The sequence below is a fragment of the Streptomyces sp. NPDC001270 genome, from assembly GCF_042896695.1.
Classification (GTDB): Bacteria; Actinomycetota; Actinomycetes; order Streptomycetales; family Streptomycetaceae; genus Streptomyces.
Genome location: NZ_JBIAXM010000050.1, coordinates 1 through 24,202, shown reverse-complemented (window position 1 = coordinate 24,202; position 24,202 = coordinate 1). Strand labels below are relative to the sequence as shown.

23 protein-coding genes and 2 pseudogenes are annotated in these 24,202 nt (G+C 70.9%); 6 read left to right on the top strand and 19 right to left on the bottom strand.

Annotated features, from left to right (window positions below):
* Positions 1–24 precede the first annotated feature (24 nt).
* Positions 25–117 (top strand): annotated as a pseudogene (locus tag ACFY2B_RS42155) (tetratricopeptide repeat protein); the annotation flags it as partial.
* A 66-nt stretch (positions 118–183) separates the two neighbouring features.
* A complete protein-coding gene (locus ACFY2B_RS42150; protein ID WP_390768367.1) occupies positions 184–549 on the top strand; it encodes a hypothetical protein in 366 nt (121 codons plus the stop codon).
* Positions 550–864: 315 nt separating this feature from the next.
* Here the strand turns inward: ACFY2B_RS42150 and ACFY2B_RS42145 are convergent, their stop codons facing one another.
* Together ACFY2B_RS42145 and ACFY2B_RS42140 are read right to left on the bottom strand one after the other, a co-directional pair.
* Positions 865–1,572, bottom strand: a complete 708-nt coding sequence (locus ACFY2B_RS42145; protein WP_390768366.1) for an alpha/beta fold hydrolase — start codon at positions 1,570–1,572, stop codon at positions 865–867.
* 90 nt (positions 1,573–1,662) lie between these two features.
* The gene (locus ACFY2B_RS42140; RefSeq protein ID WP_390768365.1) at positions 1,663–2,181 is read right to left on the bottom strand and encodes a cupin domain-containing protein; all 519 of its coding nucleotides are present in this window, start codon (positions 2,179–2,181) and stop codon (positions 1,663–1,665) included.
* A 172-nt stretch (positions 2,182–2,353) separates the two neighbouring features.
* Here ACFY2B_RS42140 and ACFY2B_RS42135 point away from each other — a divergent pair, with 172 nt between their 5' ends.
* A complete protein-coding gene (locus tag ACFY2B_RS42135) occupies positions 2,354–2,947 on the top strand; it encodes a TetR/AcrR family transcriptional regulator (RefSeq protein WP_390768364.1) in 594 nt (197 codons plus the stop codon).
* Positions 2,948–3,047: 100 nt separating this feature from the next.
* On the opposite strand, the gene ACFY2B_RS42130 is transcribed toward ACFY2B_RS42135, so the two are convergent.
* On the bottom strand, positions 3,048–3,908 hold the full coding sequence (locus tag ACFY2B_RS42130) for an LLM class F420-dependent oxidoreductase (protein WP_390768363.1): 861 nt from the start codon (positions 3,906–3,908) through the stop codon (positions 3,048–3,050).
* Between the two features lie 315 nt (positions 3,909–4,223).
* On the opposite strand from ACFY2B_RS42130, the gene ACFY2B_RS42125 reads away from it, so the two are divergent.
* Positions 4,224–5,741, top strand: coding sequence for a CehA/McbA family metallohydrolase (locus tag ACFY2B_RS42125; protein ID WP_390768362.1), 1,518 nt, complete (start codon positions 4,224–4,226; stop codon positions 5,739–5,741).
* A gap of 2 nt (positions 5,742–5,743) precedes the next feature.
* On the opposite strand, the gene ACFY2B_RS42120 is transcribed toward ACFY2B_RS42125, so the two are convergent.
* On the bottom strand, positions 5,744–6,283 hold the full coding sequence (locus ACFY2B_RS42120) for a GNAT family N-acetyltransferase (RefSeq protein WP_390768361.1): 540 nt from the start codon (positions 6,281–6,283) through the stop codon (positions 5,744–5,746).
* A 135-nt stretch (positions 6,284–6,418) separates the two neighbouring features.
* Between ACFY2B_RS42120 and ACFY2B_RS42115 the strand changes: the two genes are divergently transcribed.
* Complete coding sequence (locus ACFY2B_RS42115; protein WP_390768360.1) at positions 6,419–6,814, top strand: nitroreductase/quinone reductase family protein; 396 nt, start codon at positions 6,419–6,421, stop codon at positions 6,812–6,814.
* An 81-nt stretch (positions 6,815–6,895) separates the two neighbouring features.
* On the opposite strand, the gene ACFY2B_RS42110 is transcribed toward ACFY2B_RS42115, so the two are convergent.
* The 7 genes from ACFY2B_RS42110 to ACFY2B_RS42080 form a co-directional block, all read right to left on the bottom strand.
* Positions 6,896–8,380, bottom strand: coding sequence for an aldehyde dehydrogenase family protein (locus ACFY2B_RS42110; RefSeq protein ID WP_390768359.1), 1,485 nt, complete (start codon positions 8,378–8,380; stop codon positions 6,896–6,898).
* Entirely contained in the window at positions 8,377–8,556 is a 180-nt protein-coding gene (locus ACFY2B_RS42105; protein WP_390768358.1) for a hypothetical protein, read from the bottom strand. Before ACFY2B_RS42105 ends, ACFY2B_RS42110 begins: the two co-directional genes overlap by 4 nt.
* Positions 8,553–10,283: an amidohydrolase family protein gene (locus ACFY2B_RS42100; RefSeq protein WP_390768357.1), complete on the bottom strand. Its 1,731-nt coding sequence runs from the start codon at positions 10,281–10,283 to the stop codon at positions 8,553–8,555. Before ACFY2B_RS42100 ends, ACFY2B_RS42105 begins: the two co-directional genes overlap by 4 nt.
* A gap of 270 nt (positions 10,284–10,553) precedes the next feature.
* A complete protein-coding gene (locus tag ACFY2B_RS42095; RefSeq protein WP_390768356.1) occupies positions 10,554–11,672 on the bottom strand; it encodes an LLM class flavin-dependent oxidoreductase in 1,119 nt (372 codons plus the stop codon).
* A gap of 137 nt (positions 11,673–11,809) precedes the next feature.
* A complete protein-coding gene (locus tag ACFY2B_RS42090; RefSeq protein WP_390768355.1) occupies positions 11,810–12,580 on the bottom strand; it encodes an SDR family NAD(P)-dependent oxidoreductase in 771 nt (256 codons plus the stop codon).
* Between the two features lie 17 nt (positions 12,581–12,597).
* The gene (locus ACFY2B_RS42085) at positions 12,598–13,533 is read right to left on the bottom strand and encodes an LLM class F420-dependent oxidoreductase (RefSeq protein ID WP_390768354.1); all 936 of its coding nucleotides are present in this window, start codon (positions 13,531–13,533) and stop codon (positions 12,598–12,600) included.
* Entirely contained in the window at positions 13,530–14,768 is a 1,239-nt protein-coding gene (locus ACFY2B_RS42080; RefSeq protein WP_390768353.1) for an amidohydrolase family protein, read from the bottom strand. The genes ACFY2B_RS42085 and ACFY2B_RS42080 overlap by 4 nt, the downstream gene beginning before the upstream one ends.
* Before the next feature lie 1,214 nt (positions 14,769–15,982).
* Here ACFY2B_RS42080 and ACFY2B_RS42075 point away from each other — a divergent pair.
* Positions 15,983–18,943 (top strand): BTAD domain-containing putative transcriptional regulator, encoded by a 2,961-nt coding sequence (locus ACFY2B_RS42075; RefSeq protein WP_390768352.1) that lies wholly within the window; start codon positions 15,983–15,985, stop codon positions 18,941–18,943.
* 99 nt (positions 18,944–19,042) lie between these two features.
* Here ACFY2B_RS42075 and ACFY2B_RS42070 read toward each other — a convergent pair whose 3' ends face one another.
* From ACFY2B_RS42070 to ACFY2B_RS42035, 8 genes and pseudogenes are all read right to left on the bottom strand, one after another.
* A complete protein-coding gene (locus ACFY2B_RS42070) occupies positions 19,043–19,510 on the bottom strand; it encodes an NUDIX domain-containing protein (protein WP_390768351.1) in 468 nt (155 codons plus the stop codon).
* 18 nt (positions 19,511–19,528) lie between these two features.
* Positions 19,529–20,326 (bottom strand): STM4013/SEN3800 family hydrolase, encoded by a 798-nt coding sequence (locus tag ACFY2B_RS42065; protein WP_390768350.1) that lies wholly within the window; start codon positions 20,324–20,326, stop codon positions 19,529–19,531.
* Positions 20,323–20,493 (bottom strand): hypothetical protein, encoded by a 171-nt coding sequence (locus tag ACFY2B_RS42060; protein ID WP_376533885.1) that lies wholly within the window; start codon positions 20,491–20,493, stop codon positions 20,323–20,325. Before ACFY2B_RS42060 ends, ACFY2B_RS42065 begins: the two co-directional genes overlap by 4 nt.
* Before the next feature lie 34 nt (positions 20,494–20,527).
* Positions 20,528–21,040, bottom strand: a pseudogene (locus tag ACFY2B_RS42055) (transposase); the annotation flags it as partial.
* Positions 21,041–21,055: 15 nt separating this feature from the next.
* Positions 21,056–21,628: a response regulator transcription factor gene (locus ACFY2B_RS42050; protein WP_390768386.1), complete on the bottom strand. Its 573-nt coding sequence runs from the start codon at positions 21,626–21,628 to the stop codon at positions 21,056–21,058.
* 163 nt (positions 21,629–21,791) lie between these two features.
* Complete coding sequence (locus ACFY2B_RS42045) at positions 21,792–22,235, bottom strand: NUDIX domain-containing protein (RefSeq protein ID WP_390768349.1); 444 nt, start codon at positions 22,233–22,235, stop codon at positions 21,792–21,794.
* Entirely contained in the window at positions 22,232–22,888 is a 657-nt protein-coding gene (gene tmk, locus ACFY2B_RS42040) for a dTMP kinase (protein WP_390768348.1), read from the bottom strand. The genes ACFY2B_RS42045 and tmk overlap by 4 nt, the downstream gene beginning before the upstream one ends.
* Positions 22,885–24,202 (bottom strand): B12-binding domain-containing radical SAM protein (locus ACFY2B_RS42035; protein ID WP_390768347.1); only part of this gene is annotated, 1,318 nt, incomplete at its 5' end. The genes ACFY2B_RS42035 and tmk, both read right to left, overlap by 4 nt.

Genomic DNA, 24,202 nt, shown 5'->3' with positions numbered 1-24,202 from the left:
AGAAGACGCAGCTTGTAGTGGACAGGTACCGGGCTCCGCTTCGACGGTTCACGTCTCGCCGAGGAGCGCGGCGCCCGCTACATTCGGCTTGGTCGCCTTGATCTTGCTGAGAACGCGCAGCCGTGTGGCTGAACTGGGCGCCGAGATCGACGCCCTGTGCACGACGTGACGAGAGGCGTTGGCATGTCGGTGACCGAGGGGGCCCGGGTTTTCCGGGAGGCATGGATCACGGGAGTGCGAAAGCACTTCCCCGGGGAACCGAAGCCGAGCTACGTGACCCCGTGGGACGACACTCCTCCCTGGGAACGGGAAGCCGCGGCTGCCGTGTACGAGCAGGTCCGTCAGTTCCTCGACCTGAGCGGGCGCCATGCCGCGCGGCTGACACGCGAGCAGAAAGGGCGCTTCGTCGCCACGTGCTGGACGGCCCAGATGTACAGGCACTTCGAGAACCCGAAGCCGGGCTACGTCGCCGACTGGCAGGATCTGCCGGACTGGCAGAAGGAAACCGACTCGGACATCTTCGCGGCCGTCGAGGACGCCACGAGCTGATCGGCCGGCCCGGCCCGCACCAGGTGCGCCGACGAGAGCGAGGCAGTCGCGGGCTTCGCCTCGCTGCACCGCGGGACCCTGACTCCGCTGCTCGACGGCGGGAGCGCTGGTTCTTGTTCGACGAGTGGGGGCGGGCGCTCCGGTGGTTCAGGAGGAGTGAGCAGTGACGGAGGCCCCGCCGAAGAAGCCGATCAGTTCCCGGCTCAGCTCCTCCGGGCGTTCCTCCGCCACATAGTGGCCCGCTCCGGGGAATCGCACGAACCGGATGTCCCTGGCCCGGTGCTCGTTCGACGCGCGGGAGATGTCCAGGAACTCTCAGCCCGGTACCAGGACCGGCATGGTCAGCTCGGGAAAACGGGTCGCTTCCTGGATGTCCTGTGAGAGCGTCCGGTACCAGCCGGCGACCGCCCGGATCGCCTCGGGCGAGTCGTACGCCCGCGCGTACATGGCGCGGCTCTCCGCGTCGATGGCCTCCGGATCACCGGCGATCTTCTCGGCGTACCAGTCGATCAGGATGCGGTACCGACCCGCGAGCAGGCGCTCGGGGAGGCCGTCGAGTTGGTTGAACCCGAAGTGCCATGCGTTGGCCTCCGCCGACGCGGGCAGCGCCGGGAGGGCGGCCAGTGCCGGGTCGGGTGCTCCCGGGTCCCACATCGCCAGCTTCGCCGTGCTCTCCGGATGGGTGGCGGCGAAGAAATACGCGATCCAGGAGCCGACGTCCTCGCCCGCGATGTTGACCCGGTCGTAGCCGAGGTGCCGGACGAGTGCGTAGATGTCCTGGGCCATAGTGGCCTTGTCGTAACCCGACTCGGGTTTCTCCGAGTCGCCCATGCCCCGGTACTCGCAGACGATGACGCGGAAATGCTCCGCGAGGGCGGGCATCATCTTCCGGTACTGCCACCAGGTGCGGGGCCACCCCGGGAGCAGCACCAGCGGGTCTCCCGAACCGCCCATCACATAGTGCAGCCGCACCCCGTTGACGTGCGCGTAGGCGTGTTCGAAACCGTCGAGTCCGGTCGACACGTTCGCTTCCTTTCTTCGCGGCCGGAACCGGCGGCGCCGTGCGGTCGCGGCGCCGCGCGCGTGCGGGCGGGCGAGCAGGCGGGGCGTCCGTCAGGACCCGGCAGGATCCGGCAGTTGCTCGGTGGCGTAGCGCACCATCAGCTCCGCCATGGGCGACGGCCGGAGTTCCTGGACGGAGGGGGCCACCCCGGGCGCGGCGGGCGTCGAGGAGGCGACCAGGAGTTCCTCTATGCCGCCGGGGGTGAAGAAGAAGATCATCCGCGCCGCGTGATACCCGCGGTTGATGAAGCGGTGCCTGGTGCCGCGGGGCACGAAGAAGAACCCGCCCGCGCCCGCCGTGACCGGCTCGTCGCCGTTGAGGAACTCCAGCTCGCCGGAGAGCAGGTAGAAGGCTTCGTCATGGTCGTTGTGCACGTGCGGGTCCGGTCCGCCGCCCGGCGGCACGGTCGCTTCCAGCAGGGCCAGGGACCCGTTGGTCTCCTCGGCTCCGGCCTTGAGGGTGTAGGTGTCCCCGGCGGCCCAGATGTTCCTGCCTCCCCCGGCGGGGACGTAGACGGCGTTCCTCTTCGTGTAGCGCGGGTCGGACGCATGCGGGTCCACCAAGCTCACGGCGCTTCCTCCTCGACGGACGACGAGTTTTGTAGCGATCGCTAGTAAACTATGAGTCGGCTGACGCCGCGTCAAGGCCGCCCGCGAGCCGATCCCCGAAAGGGCGCACGGGAGTTGGGTTCAAGCCACCGTGTTACGGTGGCGAACTCCGCTGGAGAGGTAGTGAATCGCCATGCCAGGTGGCCGTCCGCGCAGGTACGACCCGGATACCGCCCTGGACGCGGCCATGCTGGTCTTCTGGGCCCGCGGCTACGAGGGCACTTCCATGTCCGACCTGACGGCCGCCATGGGAATGAGCACCCCCAGCATCTACGGAGCCTTCGGCGACAAGGAGACGCTGTTCAAACGCGTCGTGGAGCGCTACCTCGCCGGGCCCGGCGGATACCTGGAGGCCGCCCTGGAACAGCCGACGGCCGCGGCGGTGGTACGCACCCTCCTGGACTCCGCCATCGACACGGTCGCCGGTGACCACACCCCGCACGGCTGCCTCACCGTCCACGGCGCCCTCGCGGTGGGCCCCCGCTCGGAACCCGCCCAACAACTCCTGGCCCACGTCGGCCGGAACAAGGTCCGGCTGCTGACCGACCGGCTACAGGCGTTCCGTGACTGCGGCGACCTTTCCCCGCAGTGCGACCCCGCCACGCTGGCGCAACTCCTCATCACCGTCATCCAGGGGCTGGCCGTCCAGGCGGCCTCGGGAGCACCGCGGGAAGCGCTGCACCGCATCGCCGACCAGATGATGGCCCTGTTTCCCCACGAGGGCTGATCGGCCGGCGGCGACCCGCGCCGTCCCGGTGACCGAGCCGTCCCGATGACCACGCCGTCCCGGGCAGGCCGGCCCGAGAGCCCCGCGCCCGCACCCCGGGTCAGCGCCGAGGGGCCTCCACCAGCGCACCGTACGCGTCGAGCACCCGGAGCACCTCCGCCTCCCCCGCCGGCGGCAACTGCACCACCGTCTCCTCGATGCCGAGTTCCGCGTAGTGGGCGAGCTTGCCGGGGGTGGGCTGGACGGCGTACGGCACGACCTGGAGGGCGGCCGGGTCGCGGCCCGCGTCCGTCCACGCCGCACGCAGCACGGGCAGCGACTCGGAGAGGCCGCGCCCGCCGATCGGCAGCCAGCCGTCGGCGTACTCGGCGATGTGCGCGAACAGCTTGGGTCCTGCGGCCCCGCCGACCAGCGTGCGGGGGCCGGTCACCGGGCCGCGCGGCTTCTGCGCCGGTTTGGGGTGGGCGTGGCTGGCCCGGACGCCGCCGAACTCCCCTTCGTAGGCGGTGGGTTCGTCGGCCCACAGCGCCTGCATGAGCCGTACCCGGTCGCGGGCCAGTTCCCTGCGGGTGGACCAGCGCACGCCGTGGTCGGCGGCCTCCTCCACGTTCCAGCCGAAGCCGACGCCCAGGGTGAACCGGCCGCCGGAGAGGTGGTCCAGGGTCGCGATCTGTTTGGCGAGGCCGATCGGGTCGTGCTGCGCGACGAGCGTGATGCCGGTGCCGAGGCCCAGCCGGTCGGTCACCGCGGCGGCCTGCCCGAGCGCGACGAAGGGGTCGAGGGTGCGGCCGTACTCACGGGGCAGGTCGCCGCCCATCGGGTACGGGGTCGTGCGCTCGGTGGGGATGTGGGTGTGCTCGGGCAGATACAGCCCCGCGAAACCGCGCTCCTCCAGTTCCCGGGCGAGGCGGACGGGCGTGATGGTCTCGTCGGTGAGGAAGATCGTGGCGGCGATACGCATGCCCCTTCTGTACCCGGCCCGTCCTCACTTGTCCATACCGACCAGTCGGCATTCGGCCGCCGCTCCACGAAGCCTCGCCTCGGAAGGGCGCCCGCTGTCCCCTTGAGGCGACCGGGCCGGCCGACGACGGTCTCGGATCGGCCGCCGGACTCCCAAGGGCAGGGACCCGACAACGACCGATTCCCTTCCCTTGTCCCGTGGTTCACGACCGTGTACGAGAGTGACCACGCCCCCCCACGTACACGACCCCACCCCCACGTGCACGACCCCGCACCACCACCCACGGCAGCCACCCGCGACGCGAGGGAGAGCAGCATGTGCGACGAGGACCACGGCGGCGGACACGGTCTGGGCCGGCGCGCCCTGTTCGTGACGGGAGCCGCGGCGGCGCTTACGTTGGGAAGCGTGAGTTTCGCCGCAGCGGACGGACAGCAGGAAGAGACCAGGACCGTACGCGGCACCCTGCCGCCCGGCGCCCCCGACTTCGTCTACGTACCCGTCGAGGTGCCCTCCGGAGTGCGGGAGCTGAAGGTCTCCTACACCTACGAGAGACCGTCGGTGCCGGCCGGTGTCCAGGGCAACGCGCTCGACATCGGCCTGTTCGACCAGCGCGGCACCGACCTGGGGGGCGAGGGCTTCCGGGGCTGGTCGGGCGGCGCCCGTACGGAGTTCTTCGTCCGGGCGGACGACGCGACCCCGGGCTATCTCCCGGGCCCGGTCGGCAAGGGCACCTGGTACGTCGTCCTCGGCCCCTACACGGTGGCGCCGCAGGGCCTGGCCTACGAACTCACCGTCACGCTGACCTATGGCCCGCAAGGGCAGGCCGTACGGCCGGTGTATCCGCCCGAGCGGGCCAAGGGGCGCGGCCGGGCCTGGTACCGGGGCGACTGCCATCTGCACTCCTGGTACTCCGACGGCCGCCGCACGCCCGCCGAGATCGCGGCGCTGGCCCGGGCCGCGGGCCTGGACTTCATCAACTCCTCGGACCACAACACGCACTCGGCGCACGCGCACTGGGCGGACGCGGCGGGCGACGACCTGCTGATCATGCTGGGCGAGGAGATCACCACCCGCAACGGCCATGTGGTGGCCCTCGGCACGGACCCGGGCACCTTCGTCGACTGGCGCTACCGGGCCAGGGAGAACCGGTTCGGCCGGTTCGCCCGGCAGATCCGCAAGTCCGGCGGCCTGGTCGTGCCGGCCCATCCGCACGCCACCTGCGTCGGCTGCGGCTGGAAGTTCGGCTTCGGCGAGGCGGACGCGGTGGAGGTGTGGAACGGCCCTTACACCCCCGACGACGAGGTCACGCTCGCCGAGTGGGACAACCAGTTGGTGGCGTCGGTACGGGAGAACCGGGCGTGGCTGCCGGCGATGGGCAACAGCGACGCGCACCGCGACCCGGACCCGGTCGGCTCGCCCCAGACGGTCGTCCTCGCCGACGACCTGACCCGCGAGGCCATCCAGGAGGGCATCCGCGCGGGCCGCTCCTACGTCGCCGAGTCGAAGGCCGTCACGATGACGTTCACCGCCACCGGCGGACGGGCCCGGCAGGCGGGCATCGGCGAGCGGCTCGAGGTGGACCCGGACACGCCGGTGACGGTCCGTCTGGAGGTCTCCGGCGCGCCGCGCTGCACGGTCCGCTTCGTCACCGACGAGGGGGTCCTGCTGGCCAGCGAGCCGCTGCCGGTGAGCGGTTCGGGGATCGTGGAGTGGCGGACGACACCGTCGTACGCGGCGTACGTACGGGCCGAGCTGCGGCACGAGACGGCGGCGGGCCCGGTACCCGGCGCGCTCGCGGGCTTCACGAACCCGATCTTCCTCGGCCGCCGCTGAGGTCATGGACCGGATGGTCCCGGGCCGCCGCCGAGGTCGCGGGTCCAGCGCACCTCGCCGTCCTGCCGCTCGTCGGTCGGTTCCAGACCGGCGGCGGCAGCGACGGCGGCGGACGCGTGGTGCCCGGGGTGCACCTGCGCGACGATCCTGCGCACCGGCCGCCCGGCGAGCCAGTCGACGAGTGCGCGGGCCGCCTCGGTGGCGATGCCCCGCCCCTGCCACGGCGTGCCCACCACCCAGGCGACCTCGGCGACCGCTCCCCCGTCGGCGGCAGCGGCGATCGTCGCCTGGACGGTGCCGGTGAGCCGGTCCTCGTCGCGCAGCAGGACCACCCAGTTCAGCCAGGTGACGGCGGGGTCGGGGGAGCCGGCCGTCAGCCGCCGGTAGCGTGCGCGCAGCTCCGGCGGGGTGAGCGGGGTGCCGCCGGTGAAGGTGTGCAGGGCGGGGTCGGACAGCACCTCGGCCATCTCCCGCGCGTGTCCGACGAGCAGGGGACGCAGCTCCAGCCGACGGGTGCGGATGGTCTCGGCCTCGACTCTCATGGGCGTACCTTCGCATGAACGGTCGACGGCGCACCGTCCCCCGACGCTCGCGGGCGTACCGTCCCTCCCACCACACCGATTCCGCAGTCCTGCCGTCCCGCAGTCCCGCCGTCCCGCCGTCCTCAGGAGACCCCGATGTCCAGCCGTCCCGAGCTGAAGCACCGCATCGTCACCCGCTTCCAGCGTCATCTGGCCAATCCGCTCACCCGGCGGCTTCCGTTGCAGACGGTGCTGGAGACGACGGGCCGCACCTCGGGCCTGCCCCGGCGGACACCGCTGGGCGGGCGGCGCGTCGGCGACTCCTTCTGGCTGGTGTCGGAGTTCGGCCTGAAGTCGCAGTACGTGCGCAACATCCAGGCCGATCCCCGGGTCCGGGTCCGGATCAGGGGCCGCTGGCACACCGGTACCGCGTACCTCCTCCCGGACGACGACGCCCTGGCCCGGCTGCGCCGGCTGCCCCTGCTGAACAGCACCGCGGTCCGGGCCTTCGGCACCGACCTGCTCACCGTCCGGGTGGACCTGACGGACTGAGCGGGCCGTATGTGAAGGGCGGTACGCGAAGGGCCGTATGCGAAGGGCCATACGTGGGGCGGCCGGGCGTGCGCCGGTGGTTCACCCCGGCCAGACCAGCGCTTGGACCTCGCTGTAGGCGTGCAGGGCGTAGGAGCCGACGTCCCGGCCCACTCCGCTCCGTTTGAAGCCCCCGAACGGCGCCTCCATGTTGCGGCCGACGGTGTTGATGCCGACCCCGCCGGCCCGCAGCCGCCGCGCCACCCGGAAGGCCCGGGCCACATCGCCGGACCAGACGTAGTCGAGCAGGCCGTAGTCGCTGTCGTTGGCCAGCCGGACGCCCTCCTCCTCGTCGTCGAAGGGGATCACCGACACCACCGGGCCGAAGATCTCCTCGCGGGCCGACCGCATGTCGTTCGTGCAGTCGGCCAGCAGGGTCGGTGCCACGTAGAAGCCGTGCTCCAGCGGCGGCCGTTCGCCGCCCGCCACCACCGTCGCGCCCTCCTTGCGGGCCAGTTCGACGTACGACTCGACCCGGTCCCGGTGTGCGGCCGAGATCACCGGTCCCACCACCGTGTCCGGTTCCGCGGGGTCGCCCACCTTCAGCCGTGCCGCGTACGCCGCGAGCCCGGCGACCAGCCGGTCGTACACCCCGCGCTGCGCCAGTACCCGGGTCGGCGCGGTGCAGATCTGCCCGCTGTAGAAGGAGAACGTGGTGCCGATCCCGGCGACCGCCGAGGCCAGGTCCGCGTCGTCGAAGACGAGCGCCGCGCCCTTGCCGCCCAGCTCCATCAGCTGGCGTTTCATCGTCCGTCCGCACACCTCGGCGATGCGCTGCCCGACCGCGGTGGACCCGGTGAAGCTGACCATGTCGACGTCGGGCGACTCCACGACCGCCTCGCCGACGGCCACCGCGCGCCCCGAGACGACGTTCACCACCCCCGGCGGGGCACCCGCCTCCTGGAGCGCGCGGGCCATCCGGTACACCGACAGCGGGTCCTGTGGGGCCGGTTTCACGACCACCGTGTTGCCCATCGCGAGCGCCGGGGCGACCTTTCCGGCCGGGTTCGCCCACGGGTTGTTGTAGGAGGTGATGCAGGCGACGACCCCGACCGGCTGCCGTACCGCGAGGGCGCCCAGCACGGCGGCGGGACCCATCGGGCCCGCCTCGTTGATCTGCGGCTCGATCGCCCACTCGGCCGGTTCGACGTGCGCGTAGCGGCGGAACCGGGCCGTCGCCACCGCGACCTGCATGCCGCGCGCCGTCCCGGTCGTGGCGCCGGTCTCCGCGCGGGCGAGGTCGGCGTACGGGACCAGCCGGCCGCGGATGAGGTCGGCGGCCCGCGCGAGGACGGCGGCCCGTTCCCGCGGCGGCGTCCGCGACCAGGGGCCGGCCGCCTCGCGGGCCGCGGCGCAGGCCGCCCGCGCCTGGTCCGCCGAGGCCTCGGGGGCGAGGCCCACGGTCCGTTCCGTCGCCGGGTCGGTCACCGGGTAGTGGCCGGCGGCCGGTTCGGCCCACTCGCCGCCGATGAACAGCGGCTGCCGCTCGTCCGGGCCGCTCGTCCCGTGCCCACCGTCGCGGCTCACGGCGTACTCACCGTCCCCTGCCCACCGTCGCGGCCCACCGCGTGCTCCCGGTCCGGCCCCACGCCGTACTCGTCCCGGCCCACCACGTGCTCACCGTCCCGCCTCACGCCGTACTCGTCCCGGCCCACCACCTGCGCACCGTCCCGCACCACGCCGTACTCACCGTCCCCGCTCACCGCGTGCTCACCGTCTCGGTGTCGCGGCCCGAGCGCAGCACCCGGCCGGGCACCGCCCCGCTCACCGCGTCGTCGCGGATCGCCTCGACGCCGTTGACCCACACCGCGCGGATCCCGATCGCCCGGGAGTCCAGCCGCGGGCTGTCACCCGGCAGGTCGTGCACCAGGGTGGCCTGGCCCGCGTCGATCCGCTCCGGGTCGAAGAGGACCAGGTCCGCGTGCCAGCCCTCGCGTATCCGGCCGCGCTCGCGCAGCCCGAACAGCCGCGCCGGGTCGTCCGTCAGCATCTTCACTGCCGTCTCCAGGCCGACCAGCCCGCGACCGCGCAGGCAGTCACCGAGGAAGCGGGTGGTGTACGGGGCCCCGCACATGCGGTCCAGGTGGGCGCCCGCGTCGGAGCCGCCGAGCAGTACGTCCTCGTGCTGCCAGGTTTCCGCCCGGAGCGCCCAGGAGGCCGGGTCGTTGTCGGTGGGCATCGGCCACAGGACCGTCCGCAGGTCGTCGGCCGCGCAGATCTCCACCAGGCACTCGAAGGGTTCCTGGTCCCGTTCCCGGGCCAGGTCCTGGACCACCCGGCCGGTCAGCCCCCGGTTGTGGGCGCTGTAGGTGTCGCCGATGACGTACCGCCCGAAGTCCGTCAGCCGCCGGAAGACGCCCGCTTCTTTGGACTGGGCGCGCCGCAGCAGCTCCGCCCGCACCCCGGGCTCACGCAGCTGCGCGATCCGTTCGGGCACCGGCAGGCCGAGGATCCCGCCCCAGCCGGGGATCAGGTTCAGGGCGCAGAAGGTGCCCAGGGACATGTTCATCGGCGTGAGGATCGGCATGGTCAGCGCGACCACCCGGCCGCCCGCCCTGCGGGCCCGTTCGCTCGCGCTCAGCTGCCGCGGCACCCGTTCCGGGACGGCCGCGTCGATGGTCAGGACGTTCCAGTTCAGGGGCCGCCCGGCGGTCGCGCTCAGCTCCACGAACAGGTCGATCTCGGCATCGCTGAACTGGTCGAGGCAGCCGGCCACGATCGCCTCGATCTGGGTGCCCTCGTGCTCCCCCACCGCCCGTGCCAGCGCCAGCAGTTCGGCGGGCCGGGCGTGCCGGGACGCCACCGGCCGGCCGTCGCCGTCGGAGTGCGAGGAGGACTGGGTGGTGGAGAAGCCCCAGGCGCCGGCGTCCATGGCCTCGTGGCACAGCCGGACCATCGCGGCCAGTTGGTCGTCGGTGGGCTGGCCGCCGACCGCGTCCGGGCCCATGACGTGGCGGCGCAGTGCGCAGTGGCCGACCATGAACCCGGCGTTGACCGCGATGCGGCCCTCCAGGGCGTCCAGGTACTCCCCGAAGGAGTGCCAGCTCCAGGGCGCGCCCTCCTCCAGCGCCACCAGGGACATGCCCTCCACCCTGGACATCATCCGCCGGGTGTAGTCGGCGTCCTGGGGGCGTCCGGGGTTCAGCGGCGCCAGGGTGAACCCGCAGTTGCCGGCGGCCACGGTGGTCACCCCGTGGTTCAGGGAGGGGGTGGCGTACGGGTCCCAGAAGAGTTGGGCGTCGTAGTGGGTGTGGGGGTCGACGAAGCCGGGGGTGAGGACCAGGCCGGTGGCGTCCTCGGTGCCGTGGGACTCCTCGGTGACGGTGCCGACGGCGGCGATCCGGCCGTCCCGTATGCCGACGTCGGCGGTGAATCCGGGCGCACCGGTCCCGTCGACGACGGTCGCGCCCTTGATGACGTGATCAAGCATGGGACCCTGCCTCCTTGATCTCCCGAGCGGCGGACGTGCCCCCGTAGGGGCGCGGGGAACTGCGCGAGCAGCCACGGCCCGCCCGCAGCCCGGCGACGACGCTCACCCGGCACCCCGAACCCGCGCGTCCGACGTACCGGTCACCGCCCGGACCCCGGCGCACCGGCCCGCCCGAGCGGCGCGGAGAACTCCGGCCCGACCGGCGCGGAGAACTCCGCGGGGAGAGGAACAGCGCGGGCACCCGCACCACCCCGCCGCCCGTGGCAGCGATCACGCCGCCGCCCGGAACCGCGACGTCCGGTGCACCGGATCCGTGTCGATCTTCGGGATCACGTGCTCCCCGATCAGCCGGATCGTCTGGAGCGTCTCCTCCTTCGGCACCCCCACCGGCAGCCCGAAGCTGATCTGGTCCGCCCCCGCCTGCTCCCACCGCTTGCACTGGCGCAGCACCTCGTCGGGGTCGCCGCAGATGAGCAGTTCCTCCTCGATGAGGACTTCGACGAACTCGGCGGTGTACTCCGGCAGCGTCTGTGGCCACTCCGGGAAGCCCTCGGGCCGCGGGAAGGTGTCGTGGTAGCGGAAGACCAGCGAGGGCAGGTAGTGCAGCCCGCCGTGCACGGCGATCTCGATCGCCTCTGCGTGCGTCGGCGCGCAGATGGCGGTGGTCGTCACCATCACGTTGTCGTTCACGAAGTCCCCGACGGGTTCCGCGTTCACGATCGCCGTCTTGTACTGGTCCAGCACCCACTCCATGTCGGAGACCTTCTGGACGCTGAACCCGAGGACGCCGAGGCCCTTCTTCGCGGCCATGGCGTACGAGGGCGGGGAGCCGGCCGCGTACCACATCGCCGGGTGCGACTTCCCGTACGGCTTGGGGAGCACCTTCCTGGGCGGCAGCGACCAGTGTTTGCCCTGGAAGCCCTGGTACTCGTCCTGGAGCCACATCTTCGGGAACTCGGCGATCGTCTCCTCCCAGATCTCCTTCGTGTAGTTCATGTCGGTGATGCCGGGGATGAAGCCGAGGATCTCGTGGCTGCCGGCGCCCCGGCCGCTGCCGAACTCGAAGCGGTTGCCGGTGAGGTGGTCGAGCATGGCGACCTTCTCGGCCACCTTGACCGGGTGGTTGACCTGGGCGAGCGGGTTGAAGATGCCCGAGCCGAGGTGGATGCGTTCGGTGGCGTGGGCCAGGTAGCCGAGGTAGACGTCGTTGGCGGACAGGTGCGAGTACTCCTCCAGGAAGTGGTGCTCGGACGCCCAGGCGTACTTGAAGCCGGACTTGTCCGCCTGAATGACGTACTCGGTCTCCTCCATCAGCGCCTTGTGCTCGGCGAGCGGGTCGGTCTCGGCGCGTTTGCCCACGTATCCCTGTACAAAGAGCCCGAATTCCAAGGAGGTTCACCGTCCCCTGTCGTCGTCCCTGTCCTCCATTTCTGACGATCCGTCAGATATGGCTTGCCGCCGACTGTGGCACCGGCGGCCCGGACCGTCAAGAGCTGACGGTCAGTCAGCCACGGCTGTGCGGGCACTCAGATGACCGAGACCCCCGCCAGCCAGCCGCCGTCGACCACGAACGGCTGCCCGGTGACGTACGAGGAGTCCCGGGAGGTCAGGAACAGCGCCAGCCGCGCCACCTCCTCCGGGCGTCCGATCCGACCCAGCGGCACGAGCTTGCGGTACAGCTCGTCCAGCGCCCGGCTCATCTGGTCCGCGTCGGCCGTCGGATCCAGTTGCGCCGGGTTGGACATCGCCGTGTCGATCGCCCCGGGGCACACCGCGTTGACCCGGATCCCCCGGTGCGCCAGCTCCAGCGCGGCCACCCGGGTGAGCCCGAGGATCGCGTGCTTGGTGGCGGTGTACGTGCCCACCCCGGCCATCCCGGTCAGCGCCGCGTAGGACGCGGTGTTCACGATCGTGCCCCCGTCGTCCAGCACGGGCGCGACCGTCTTGATCCCGAGGAAGCAGCCGACCTGGTTGACCCGCAGGACCTGGAGGAACTCTTCGAGCGGCGTGTCCACCAGGGCGTTGAAGCGCAGGATGCCGGCGTTGTTGACCAGCCCGTCGAGGTGCCCGTACGCCGCCTTGGCCGCGGCCACCGCCGCCCGCCAGCCGTCCTCCTCGGCCACGTCCAGGTGGACGTACAGCGCGCCCAGTTCCTCGGCCACCGCCCGCCCCTGGTCGTCGAGGACGTCGGCGACGACGACCTGGGCGCCCTCCGCCCGGAAGAGACGGGCCTCCTGCTCGCCCTGCCCGCGTGCCGCGCCCGTGACGATGACGACACGCCCGTCCAGCTTGCCCATGCCTGCTCCTCCTGCTGTTAGAGGTGGGGGGCCACGTCCGCGCCGAACGCGGCCATCTGGTCGGTCAGTTCGCTGCGGCTGCGGCAGCGGAACCGCACCTGGATCTGGTCCACGCCGATCGCCCGGTAGGCCCGCAGTGACTCGGCGAGGGCGTCCGGGGAGCCGGTGAGGGTGCGGCGGCCGACGTCCCAGGCGGGCCGGCCGACGTACAGCGGTTCGGTGATGGCGCCGACGGTCAGCGGCGCCTCGATGCCCGCCTCGGCGCGCATCCGCCTGAGGCCGGCGATCAGGCCGGGCAGCCGGTCGCGCGGGTCGCCCTGCGGCAGCCAGCCGTCGCCCTTGAGGGCGGCCCGGCGCACGGCGGGCGGCGAGGACCCGCCGACCCACACGGGCACCCGTTCCTGGGCGGGCCGGGGCCGCTGCCCGAGCCCCTCGAAGTCGTAGAACTTCCCGTGGTGCACGGGGAACTCCTCGGGCCCGAGGGCGGCCCGCAGGGCGTCCACGCACTCGTCGAGCACGGCACCCCGGCGCCGGAAGTCCGCGCCCAGCACGGCGAACTCCTCCGCCACGTGCCCGGCGCCGACGCCGAGGACCAGCCGTCCGCCGGAGAGGTGGTCGAGGGTCGCGTACTGCTTCGCGGTCAGCAGCGGGTGGCGCAGCCCCACGATCGCCACGTGGCTCAGCAGCCGGGTGCGGGTGGTGACGGCGGCGAGGTGGGCGAGCGTGGCCACCGGGTCGTACCAGACCGTGCTCATCGCCGGGGCGAGCCGGCGCGGGATGGCGACGTGGTCGCAGGAGGCGATGTAGTCGAAGCCGGCCCGGTCCGCGGTACGGGCGATCTCGACGAGGTCGGCGGGCCCGGCCCCGGCCTCCCAGCTCTCCGCGTACATGGTGCTCTGCGACTGCACGGGCAGCTGGATGCCGTAGGCAAGACCCGCCGGGGACCCGCTCACCGGGAACCCGCCCAGCGGCCGTCCGCCGTGAGCCCCAGCAGTTCGATCGCGTTGCCCCGTACGATCCGCTCGACGACGTCGGCCGGCAGGTGCCCCATCTGGGCCTCGCCGACCTCGCGGGACTTCGGCCAGGTGGAGTCGGAGTGCGGGTAGTCGGTCTCGTACAGGACGTTGCCGACGCCGATCGCGTCGAGGTTGCGCAGCCCGAAGGCGTCGTCGAAGAAGCAGCCGTATACGTGCTCGGCGAACAGCTCGGACGGCGGCCGGTGCACCTTGTCGGCCACCCCGCCCCAGCCGCGGTTCTCCTCCCACACGACGTCGGCGCGTTCCAGGATGTACGGGATCCAGCCGATCTGCCCCTCCGCGTACATCACCTTCAGGTTCGGGAAGCGCTCGAACTTGCCGCTCATCAGCCAGTCGACCATCGAGAAGCAGCAGTTGGCGAAGGTGATCGTGGAGCCGACGGCGGGCGGGGCGTCGGCGGAGGTGGACGGCATCCGGCTGCTGGAGCCGATGTGCATCGCCACCACGGTGCCGGTCTCGTCGCAGGCGGCGAAGAACGGGTCCCAGTCCTCGGTGTGCACCGACGGCAGGCCCAGGTGCGGGGGTATCTCGGAGAAGGCGACGGCCCGCACCCCGCGGGCCGCGTTGCGCCGCACCTCGTCGGCGGCGAGCCGGGCGTCCCACAGCGGGATGAGGGCGAGCGGGATCAGCCGGCCGCGGGCGTCGGGCCCGCACCACTCCTCCACCATCCAGTCGTTGTAGGCGCGCACGCACAGCAGCGCGAGGTCCCGGTCGGCGGCCTCGGTGAAGGTCTGCCCGCAGAAGCGGGGGAAGGTGGGGAAGCAGAGCGCGGACTGGACGTGGTTGACGTCCATGTCGTCGAGCCGCTGCGGCACGTCGAACGAGCCCGCGCGCATCTGCTGGTACGTGATCACCTCCAGCTTGATGTCGTCCCTGCTGTAGCCGACGGCGGTGTCCAGGCGGGTCAGCGGCCGGTGCAGGTCCTCGTACACCCACCAGTCGCCGACCGGGCCCTCGTCGCCCGGGGCGCCCATGACGGGCTTGAACCGGCCGCCGAGGAACGACATCTCCTTCAGCGGCGCGCGCACGATCCGCGGACCGGTGTCCAGGTACTTCCTGGGGAGCCGGTCCTGCCAGACACGGGCCGGCTCCACGGTGTGGTCGTCGACGGAGATGATCTCCGGGAAGGGGGCTGCGGCTTGGGTCTCCATGGGGTCACGGTAGCGCCGATCTGACGGTCCGTCAGCTAGCAGTCAGCTGTGTGGCCGATCAGAAACGGTGCTGCGACTGCCGCCGCCCCTGCCGGTGGGATTGGTATCCATCACAGGAAGAACCGGAATGACTTCCTCCGGATTGAACCGTTTGCGGCGTGGGTCCGTTACGGGGCGTGCCTTAAATTCTTCATCCTCGATCGAAATGACGGGAGTCACGGATGCCTTCGCTGGACGCAGTGCCGGAAACGGACGAGGAAACGAACGAGCTAGGTCCCTACACTCCGGAGCAGTATGCCCTGGCGGTCCGAACATGGTCGGACCGTACGGAGAGGATTCCTGAGTGGGAGGAAACTATAACGAACGTCCCGGTCGGCAGGTTGTTTTACGGCTTGACCAATGGCCCTACCGTGGAAGCGGCGTGGATGACAGCGGACCTGCGGGACACGCTCGACTACCATGGAGCGCCGCTGGTCGAGATCGATTGCGATGACAGCGTGCGACGCGTCTACATGCAGTTTGACGCTCACTTGCGTCCCGGTGGCTGGGAGAGCCGACTCATTCAGGATCTTGACGCTCATTTCGCGGGTAATCCTGGTGTGTGGCCCCAGCGGATTCACGGACATCAGGGCGCCGACATGCTCGAACGGTTTGGCAGGCTGGGGCTGAATCCCTCGAACTGGGGGCGCTTCCCTGAGCTACGTGCCGCGTTTGAGCGTCACGGGATACCGTTGAGGGAGCGGAACGGGCAAGTGACGGTGGACCGGAACGCTTATCGGCCTTCGACGGGGCTCCAGTTCAACCCCGCGAGGGCGTCCGTTGCCGCGCTTGCAGGCCAGCGGCGCCCTCGGTCCGCGGACTCGTCACCGTCCGCTTCCCGCCCCGCAAGTCCATCGGGGGAACGCCCGGCCCAACGTAGGCGCACCGGCAGGTAGCCGCTCCGACGAGGTGAGCAGCGGGGTTCGCCGTTCCCGCCGTCGCCGAACTCGGCAAAGGGCTTGGTCGCGGGTTTCGGTGGCGGTCGATACCTGGAGACAGCCGGCCGCTTCATGAGAGCAGCCGCCCCGCTCACCCTGCGAGACCGCGCAAACAGAACGTGAAGAGATGGTGGACTCCCGCGCGCCCGCTGTGATCGCCGTCTCGCACGGCTGACGCATCCGCCCTGTACAAGGCAGACTGACGTAGTTGTTCGGGATGCCTAGGGGGACGAACGGATGGACGGTGGACCGCGAGTACCGGAGCAGCGGCGTCCCGGCTCCTTGGGTCAGGAGCCGGCGGTGCTGCGCTTCAGCGTGCTCGGTCCGGTGCGCGCCTGGCGCGAGGGCGAGCCGGTCAACACCGGCTCCCCGCAGCAGCGCGCCCTGCTCGCCGCCCTGCTGCTGCGCGAGGGCAGGACGGCGACCGCGCCGGAGCTGATCGACGCGCTCTGGGGCACCGAGCCGCCGCTCCAGGCGCTCGCCGCGGTGCGGACGTACGCCTCGCGGCTGCGCAAGGTGCTGGACCCCGGTGTCCTGATCAGCGAGTCCGGCGGCTACGCGGTGCGCGGCCTGCGCGCGGGCGCGCTGGACCTGGCGGTCGCCCAGGACCTGGTGGCTCAGGCGGAGAAGGCGCGCAACGCCGGTGACCTCGGCCCCGCGCGGGACCTGCTCAAGCAGGCCCTCGCGCTGTGGGACGGCGAGCCGCTGGCGGGCGTGCCAGGACCGTACGCCGACGCGCAGCGGGTACGGCTCGACGAGTGGCGGCTGCAACTCCTCGAAACCCGCCTCGACCTGGACCTGGAACAGGGCGGCCACGCGGAGGCGGTGTCGGAGCTGACGGCGCTCACGGCGGCGCAGCCGCTGCGCGAACGCCTGCGCGAGCTGCTGATGCTGGCGCTCTACCGCAGCGGCCGGCAGGCGGAGGCGCTCGCCGTGTACGCCGACACCCGGCGCCTGCTCGCGGAGGAACTCGGCGTCGACCCGCGCCCCGGTCTGCGCGACCTCCAGCAGCGCATCCTCCAGGCGGACCCGGCCCTCGCGGAGCCCTCCGCGCCCCTCGCCGAACCCGCGCCCGTACCGGTCCGCCCGGCCCAGCTCCCGGCGACCGTCCCCGACTTCACCGGCCGCGCCTCCTTCGTCACCGAGCTGAGCCAGATCCTCGCCTCCGCCTCGGAGGCCGAGGGCCGGGTGATGGCCGTCTCGGCGCTCGCCGGGATCGGCGGCGTCGGAAAGACCACCCTCGCCGTGCACGTGGCGCACCGCGCCCGAGCCGCCTTCCCGGACGGGCAGTTGTACGTCGACCTCCAGGGCGCCGGACCGCGGGCCGCGGAACCGGAGACGGTCCTCGGCTCGTTCCTGCGGGCGCTCGGCACGCCGGACACGGCCATCCCCGACTCGCTGGAGGAACGGGCCGCGCTGTACCGGTCGGTGCTGGACGGCCGGCGGGTCCTGGTCCTCCTCGACAACGCCCGCGACGCGGCCCAGGTACGCCCGTTGCTGCCCGGCACGGAGGGCTGCGCCGCGCTGGTCACCGCCCGGGTGCGGATGGTCGACCTGGCCGGCGCCCACCTGGTCGACCTGGACGTGATGTCCCCCGACGAGGCGCTGTCGCTGTTCACGAAGATCGTCGGCGCGGAGCGGGTGGCGGCGGAACGCGAGGCCGCGCTGGACGTCGTGGCGGCCTGCGGCTTCCTGCCGCTGGCGATCCGGATCGCCGCGTCCCGGCTGGCCGCCCGGCGCACCTGGACGGTGTCCGTCCTCGCGGCCAAGCTGGCGGACGAGCGGCGCAGGCTGGACGAGTTGCAGGCCGGTGACCTCGCGGTCAAGGCGACGTTCGAGCTGGGCTACGGCCAGTTGGAGCCGGCCCAGGCCCGCGCGTTCCGGCTGCTGGGCCTGGCCGACGGTCCTGACGTCTCGCTGGCCGCGGCGGCGGCCGTGCTGGACCTGCCGCCGGACGCCACCGAGGACCTGCTGGAATCCCTGGTGGACACATCCCTGCTGGAGTCCGCGGCCCCCGGCCGCTACCGGCTGCACGACCTGGTCCGGCTCTACGCCCGCGCCTGCGCGGAACGCGACGAGCAGCCGCCGGGCGAGCGGGCGGCGGCGATGTCGCGGCTGCTGGACTTCTACCTGGCCACCACCGCAGGCGTCTACGCGATCGAACGGCCCGGCGACCGCCTGGTCGACGACCTCGCCCCCACCGAGTACCCGGGCCTGCGCTTCACCGAGGGCACGGCGGCCCTGGACTGGCTGTACACGGAGGCGGCGCCGCTGCTGGCCTGCGTACGCCAGTCCGCCGGCACCGAGCGGCTGCGGCGCGGGGTGGACCTGCTGTGGGCGGCCAAGGACCTGACCGAGTCGGGCGCCAACTCGCACCAGTACGAGACGACCGCGCGGGCGATGTGCGAGGCGACGGCGGCGGCCGGGGACGCGCGGGCGGAGGGGCGGGCACGCACCGTCCTCACGGACGTCCTGCTGGTCTCGGGCCGTATCCAGCAGGCCGAGGAGGAGGCCCGGGTCGCGATGGAACTCGCGGAGGCCGAACAGGACTCCACGGCGGTGAGCTGGGTGGCGAACAACCGGGGCCTGATCTGTCTGCACCAGGGCCGCTTCGCGGACGGCAAGGTGTTCTTCGACCGGGCCATCGCGGGTTTCCGCGCGAACCGCAACAGGCCGGGTGAAGCATCCGCCCTGTCCAACCTCTCCCGTGCGCAACTGGGCCTGGGCCGTGTCGCGGACGCCGTGGAGATCGCCCAGCGCGGACTCGCGGTCTACGTCGAGCTGGGCCGGACCATGCGTCTGGCCAACGGACATTTCGCCGTGGGCGTCGCTCTGACGAGCGCCGGCAGGTACAGGGAGGCGCTCGGGCAGTTCTCCGAGGCCCTGGACATCTTCGGTGACCACCGCCAGCGGCTCTGGCAGGGGGCGACCAACTTCCGGATCGCCGAGGTGCACATGGCCGCCCGCCATCCGGCCCAGGCGGCCTCGCATGCCGAACAGGCCCTCGCCCTGGGCTGCATCGGCGGCGACCGGATGCGGGGCAATGTCCTGGCCCTCCTCGGGCATGCGCTGACCGCGCTGGGACAGGTGGACCGGGCGCAGGCGTGCTGGCGCGAGGCCCTCAACCTCTACGAACAGAACGCGGCGCCGGAGGCCGACGAGGTGCGGGCCCTCCTCAACTCGGCGGCGGCCGCTTAGTAGCAGTAGAAAAGGGGCGCCCGCACGGCCGCCCTGCCCACAGCAGGAAGCACCACCCTTCCGCAGGGGCCCGGAGGACGGGGCAGCTTCTGCGGCCGGTCAAGGTGTCCGACCGGAGTTCTCATCGGGCGTCTCGCCGGTCACTGGGTGATCGCCGGCCAGGAGAAGGGCCAGTGGTCCGGCGGGCAGGAGGAATCGCCCTTCGTGTGCAGCCTGTAGGGCGTCTGTCATCGGCCACCACATGAGCTTGAAGTCCTGTTCCGTCTCGGTGAGGTCTTGGGCGCCGAGGGTGAGTTCGCGTGCCTCGAAGAGATGGACTCGCGCCGTCGAACTGAGAGTGATCGCGTACGAGCCGAGTGCGCGCCATCGCTCGGCGGTGACTCCTGCTTCCTCGCGAAGTTCGCGGCGTGCGCAGTCGAGTGGGGACTCGCCGGGTTCGAAGCGGCCTCCGGGGAGGAACAGGAATTCGCCCCCGTGGTCGGGGAAGTCGGCGCTGAGCAGGGACACCAGGCCCTGCGCGTCGCGGGCCACAACCACGGAGGCGTCACGCATCGCTTCAGTGCTCATGCCGGGTGAGCGTAACGGTCAGGCGTGTACCCAGGCGGCGAAAGGCACGTTGAACACGGCAGGGTGGGCAATGCCGCGGCCGTGGTAGCCGTCGTCGCCGTAGGCGTCACCGTGGTCGGCGCACATGATGACCAGCCAGTGGCCGTGCTGCGCGAGTCCGTCCAGCAGCCGTCCCAGATGGGCGTCGGCGTAGGAGAGGGCCGCTGCTTGTGAGGCAGCCGTGTCTTCGCTCGACCCCAGGTAGTGCCCGTGTGGAACGTGGGTTGCGCTGACGTTGACGAACAGGAACAGCGGTCGTCGGCCGGCGTAGTTGTCGGCCACGGCAAGGGCCTCGTCGACCTGGTGGCGGATGGAGTCGGCTTCGGGCGAGCAGAATTCTGGCCGCCAGTAGTCCTCGTCGAAGAGGTCGGGCAGTACCGTGCCGAGCGGGGTTTCCCGGGAGAAGTAGGTGACCCCTCCGATGCAGACGGTCCGGTATCCCTCGTAGGCCAGGCCGTCGAGGATGTTGCCGGCGTCGAACTGGAAGGTCTCGGGCGGCACTTTCTTGAAGGCCGGCGGTCGGCATTCCCACAGCCGTGGCGGCTGGACAGGCCGGGGCAGTTTCGGCAGGAACCCGGAGAAGAACGCCATGGGGGCAGGCAGGGTGAAGGTTCCGGGCGTCTGTCGTCGTTCCCAGGCACGGCGGGGCAACACCTTCCCCAGGCGCGGGGTCATACCCTGGTCCAGAGCGGTGGCGGCAACGTCGTAGCGCAGGGAGTCCAGGGTCACGAACAGGATGTTCGTACCGGACCGGATGATCGCGGGTGCGTCGATCACGGGCGGCCTCCGTCGGCAAGGGCGTCATGCCAGGGCACGATCCGGCCCTTGGACCGGTCGTTGACCGGGATGGGGATACGGTCCTCAGCAATCAGCCGGCGGATCTCCGCCAAGCCGTTGGTTTCATCGAGCAGCACGCCGTGGTGGTCGAACAGTTCGATCCTCACGACCGTGGTCCCGCATCCACCTGAAGTGCTCGTTCTTCGTTGCGAACGGCACCTCGTCCGGGATGCCGGCCGCGCGGCAGCGCTCGCGGTCGTCGGTCCAGGACTTCGGGATATACAGCTCGCGGTCGATCAGCGCGCGACCCTTTGAGGAGGCGTAGGCCAGGAAAGTCCCGATCTGGGAGTTCTCCGTCCTGCCCGCGGTGCCGGTGTACTGGCGCTGGACACCGGCTGAGCGGGTGCCCTTCTTCAAGAACCCGGTGTCATCCCCGATCAGGATCCCGTCCTTGGTGCCTATGGTCTCCACCACGTAGGCGCATACGTCGTCGCGGACCGCGTCCTCGTCCCACCCGGAGTGGTTGAGAAGGCGCTGGACCGAGTCGGGCCGCACCGCGCTCTCCCTGCGACACCCCGACTTGGCGTGCGCTGGCTCAAGGCCATCAACCAGACCCAGACGGTGGCCCTCACTGCGAAGCTGGACGTCACCTTCGGTGAAAACCTCAACGACCGGTAGTACCGCAATCACGTCGGGAGGGTCGACTACCCGCATAGAGCCCTGTTTGGCTCAGATCAGTCCCTGCCGCAGCGCATACGCCACGGCGTGCGTGCGATTGCGTAGATTCAAACGGGTCAACAAGCGGTGAATGATGTTTTTGATGGTGCGTTCGGAATACGAGAGTTTTTGGGCGATGTAGAAGGTGTCGTACCCCTCGGCCACCAGCCTCAAGACCTCAATCTCGCGTGCCGAAAGTCTGGTGAAGAGCTGGTGCTGTGCGATCAATTCCCCTTGGACCCGTCCGACCTGTTCGAGAAGGCTCCCGAGCAGGTCGGACGGGACCTGGCCCTCTCCTCTCGTCACTGATCGGATCACCTGTACCAGGCGTTCCGGAGTGGCCTCGGAGCGTCGTACGACGCCGATGAAGCCGCATTCGGCGGCGTTCACCAACTGCTGTTCGTCGATATGTGTGGTGACCAGTACGCCCCGCGCTGTACTGGTGCGGTGGATCCGCCGCAGCAGACGCAGTGCATCGTCGTCGACTCGGTCACGGACGACGACCACCACCTGCGGCGCGTCGTCCGCGGCCTCGTTCCATTCGACGAATGTGATCTCGGGTCTGGGGCGCAGCTGGCTGGAAATTCCAGCCTGCGTGACGGGGTCCTGGGCGCGCAGCGCCACCGTGATGGGTTCGTCAGGGTGCTGCACGGCGTCTCCTCCCTAAGACCAGGTGGCCGTGGTCACTGGGCGGTAGTTGGGGCTTGTGGCGTTCGCAATTTTGCTGTCGCCGGTCGCGGGGGTGGCTCTAATACCAGCCGTGTTCTGTGAGAGGTCCCTGCTCGTACAGGTAGCCACGCAAGCCGGCCTGCGGGTATTCGATGATGTCCTCGGGTAGGTCATGCACCGTGAACCACGCCAGTCTGAGGCATTTCTCCGGCTCTTTATTGACGGGCTGCCCTTCCCATTCGGTGGCCTCGAAGAAGAAGCCGATGCGTTCTGTCTGGGGGTCTTGCCGGTGGTGCACGGTGTGGACCAGGCGGAGGTGGGTCGGGTCGACGGTGATGCCGGTCTCCTCGTACAACTCGCGGGCGGCGCCATCGGTCAGGGGCTCGCCCCGGTCGAGCTTGCCGGACGGCATGTGCCACCGGCCGTGACCGTAGGGTCCGCCACGCTGTGAGAAGAGAATCTTGTCGCCGTCGCGGAGGATGACGTGGGTGTCGATGACGGGCTGTGCCGGTTGTCCGCTCATGGTTCCTGGGGGGTCGGGTGGGTGGGTGAGGTGATCGACGCTATCGGCAGAGCCGGAATGGCATCGGCGATTCTGCGTGCTACGTCCGATGGGGTGGCGTGGCCCGTCTCAAGGAGCAGCACCTCGACTCCTCTGCTCATCAGGTGGGCCGCGGCGTCGCCGTAGAGGTCGACTTCGCGGCTGGGAGCTGTGGGGTCGAGGTGGAAGCGGTGCGTGGCGCCGCGGGTGGCTATGCGCTCAGCGATCAGTCCGGGGTCTGCGGTGAGGATCACTGCCAGGTCCGGAAGGACAACTCGGTCGTTGAGGGCGAGGAGGAAGTCCAGCGGGACGCCGTCGAGCTGTTGCAGGACGAGCGTGGAGGGCAGGTAGCGGTCGCTGATGATCAGCTCGCCGGCGTGAAGTGCTGGGTCGATCACGGCGTCGATGTGCTCGTAGCGGTTGGCGGCCACGAGGCAGGCCAGGGCCAGGCCGTGTATCCGGTTGGCGTGATTGCGTGTGAACTGGCCCAGGTCGCTGGTGGTGGGCTCGACGGTCCGCCGGGCGGGACGGCCCTGGGCGGTGAGGTGGTCGTGGAGGGCCTGCACGGTCGTGGACTTGCCGACGCCGCTGGGGCCGTCGATGGTCACGAACCAGCCGGTGCGCTCGCCGGTCACGCCGTGGCCTTCCGGGCGCTCTGGTTCCGGTCGTGCTGCTCGCGGGTGAGCATCGCCAGTGTCGACCGGATCTGCTGGAGGGGCACGTCACCGAACTGGATACCGACGGAGAAGTTGAATTCGTCGCGCTGGCGCATCGACTCGTCGGCGCCGTCGCCGGTGAGGTCCACGTCGCCGTAGGCCAGAAGTTCGGCAGGGTTGTATCCGGCGTCTGTGAGGGTCTTCCATACCGGTGTGCCGGGGTAGGGGCGGAACTCGAACACGCTGGCGCGCACGTCCCCGGGGTGGTGGTCGGCGATGTCCCACAGGGTGCGGATGTGGCGCACCGTCGCGTCGAGGTCGTTTTGGTCTTCTCCCGGGTAGCCGAGGATGAAGTAGCCCTTGACGCTGATGCCGTGGGCGACGAGGCGGCGGGTGACGCGCTCGGTCATCGCGACGTTGATCCGTTTGTCCATCGCGGTCAGGATGCGGTCGCTGCCGGACTCGATCCCGAGGGCGACTTCCCGCAGGCCGTTGGCGACGAGGCGGTCGAGGTCCTGGTCAGGGAGCCGGTCCAGGACGTTGATGCGGCCGGTGGCGTCCCACACGTACCGGTCGCCGATGCGGTGCCGGGTGAAGGCTTCCATCTGTTCGGTGATGACGCGGCCGTAGCCGAGGAACAGGTCGTCGACGAACCGGAATGCGGTTACGCCGTATTCGTCGTGGAGTTGGTCGAGTTCGCCGATGATGTCTTCCGGAGTGCGGACCCGGATGGTGACGTCGGGGTTGGCGCTCACAGCGGCGCCGCAGTAGGTGCAGTTGTAGGGGCATCCGCGGCTGCCGACGATGTTGGCTTCCATGTGGCCGTGATGGGCGGCTGTGGTGAGCTGTTCGGTTTCGCGGCTCGCGGCGAGGCGCCGGTCGGCCGCCGTGGGTGTCGCCTGGTAGGGGTCTTGTGGCAGGAAGGCGCGGTTGACGTAGGGCAGTGCGTTGATGTCGGGGCCGAGCATCGCCGCACCGGTCCTGGGGTTCGCGATGCCGGCCGCGCGGGTGCCGAGCAGCGGGTCACGCCACAGCACGCCGGGCAGTTCCCGGCGGCGCCGCTCGTCCTCCAGGAGTGCGGCGACGCGTAGTTCGCCTTCGCCGAGGACGAGAGCCCGCAGGTTGGCCATGCGCGGGTCGGCCAGTACGCGGTCGGGCATGGCCTTGGCGTGGTGACCGCCGACCATCACGGCGATGCCCTGGTCCAGCTTGGCCGCGATCCGCGCGGACATCTCGTAGGTGGGTGCCAGCAGGTTCATCGCGGCCCAGCGGGGCACGGCGGAGTTGACGATC

Coding starts and splice junctions, on each gene's coding strand:
- ACFY2B_RS42150 (WP_390768367.1), top strand. CDS start 184: ATGTCGGTGACCGAGGGGGCCCGGGTTTTCCGGGAGGCATGGATCACG.
- ACFY2B_RS42135 (WP_390768364.1), top strand. CDS start 2,354: ATGCCAGGTGGCCGTCCGCGCAGGTACGACCCGGATACCGCCCTGGAC.
- ACFY2B_RS42130 (WP_390768363.1), bottom strand. CDS start 3,908: ATGCGTATCGCCGCCACGATCTTCCTCACCGACGAGACCATCACGCCC.
- ACFY2B_RS42125 (WP_390768362.1), top strand. CDS start 4,224: ATGTGCGACGAGGACCACGGCGGCGGACACGGTCTGGGCCGGCGCGCC.
- ACFY2B_RS42120 (WP_390768361.1), bottom strand. CDS start 6,283: ATGAGAGTCGAGGCCGAGACCATCCGCACCCGTCGGCTGGAGCTGCGT.
- ACFY2B_RS42115 (WP_390768360.1), top strand. CDS start 6,419: ATGTCCAGCCGTCCCGAGCTGAAGCACCGCATCGTCACCCGCTTCCAG.
- ACFY2B_RS42100 (WP_390768357.1), bottom strand. CDS start 10,283: ATGCTTGATCACGTCATCAAGGGCGCGACCGTCGTCGACGGGACCGGT.
- ACFY2B_RS42090 (WP_390768355.1), bottom strand. CDS start 12,580: ATGGGCAAGCTGGACGGGCGTGTCGTCATCGTCACGGGCGCGGCACGC.
- ACFY2B_RS42080 (WP_390768353.1), bottom strand. CDS start 14,768: ATGGAGACCCAAGCCGCAGCCCCCTTCCCGGAGATCATCTCCGTCGAC.
- ACFY2B_RS42075 (WP_390768352.1), top strand. CDS start 15,983: ATGGACGGTGGACCGCGAGTACCGGAGCAGCGGCGTCCCGGCTCCTTG.
- ACFY2B_RS42070 (WP_390768351.1), bottom strand. CDS start 19,510: ATGAGCACTGAAGCGATGCGTGACGCCTCCGTGGTTGTGGCCCGCGAC.
- ACFY2B_RS42045 (WP_390768349.1), bottom strand. CDS start 22,235: ATGAGCGGACAACCGGCACAGCCCGTCATCGACACCCACGTCATCCTC.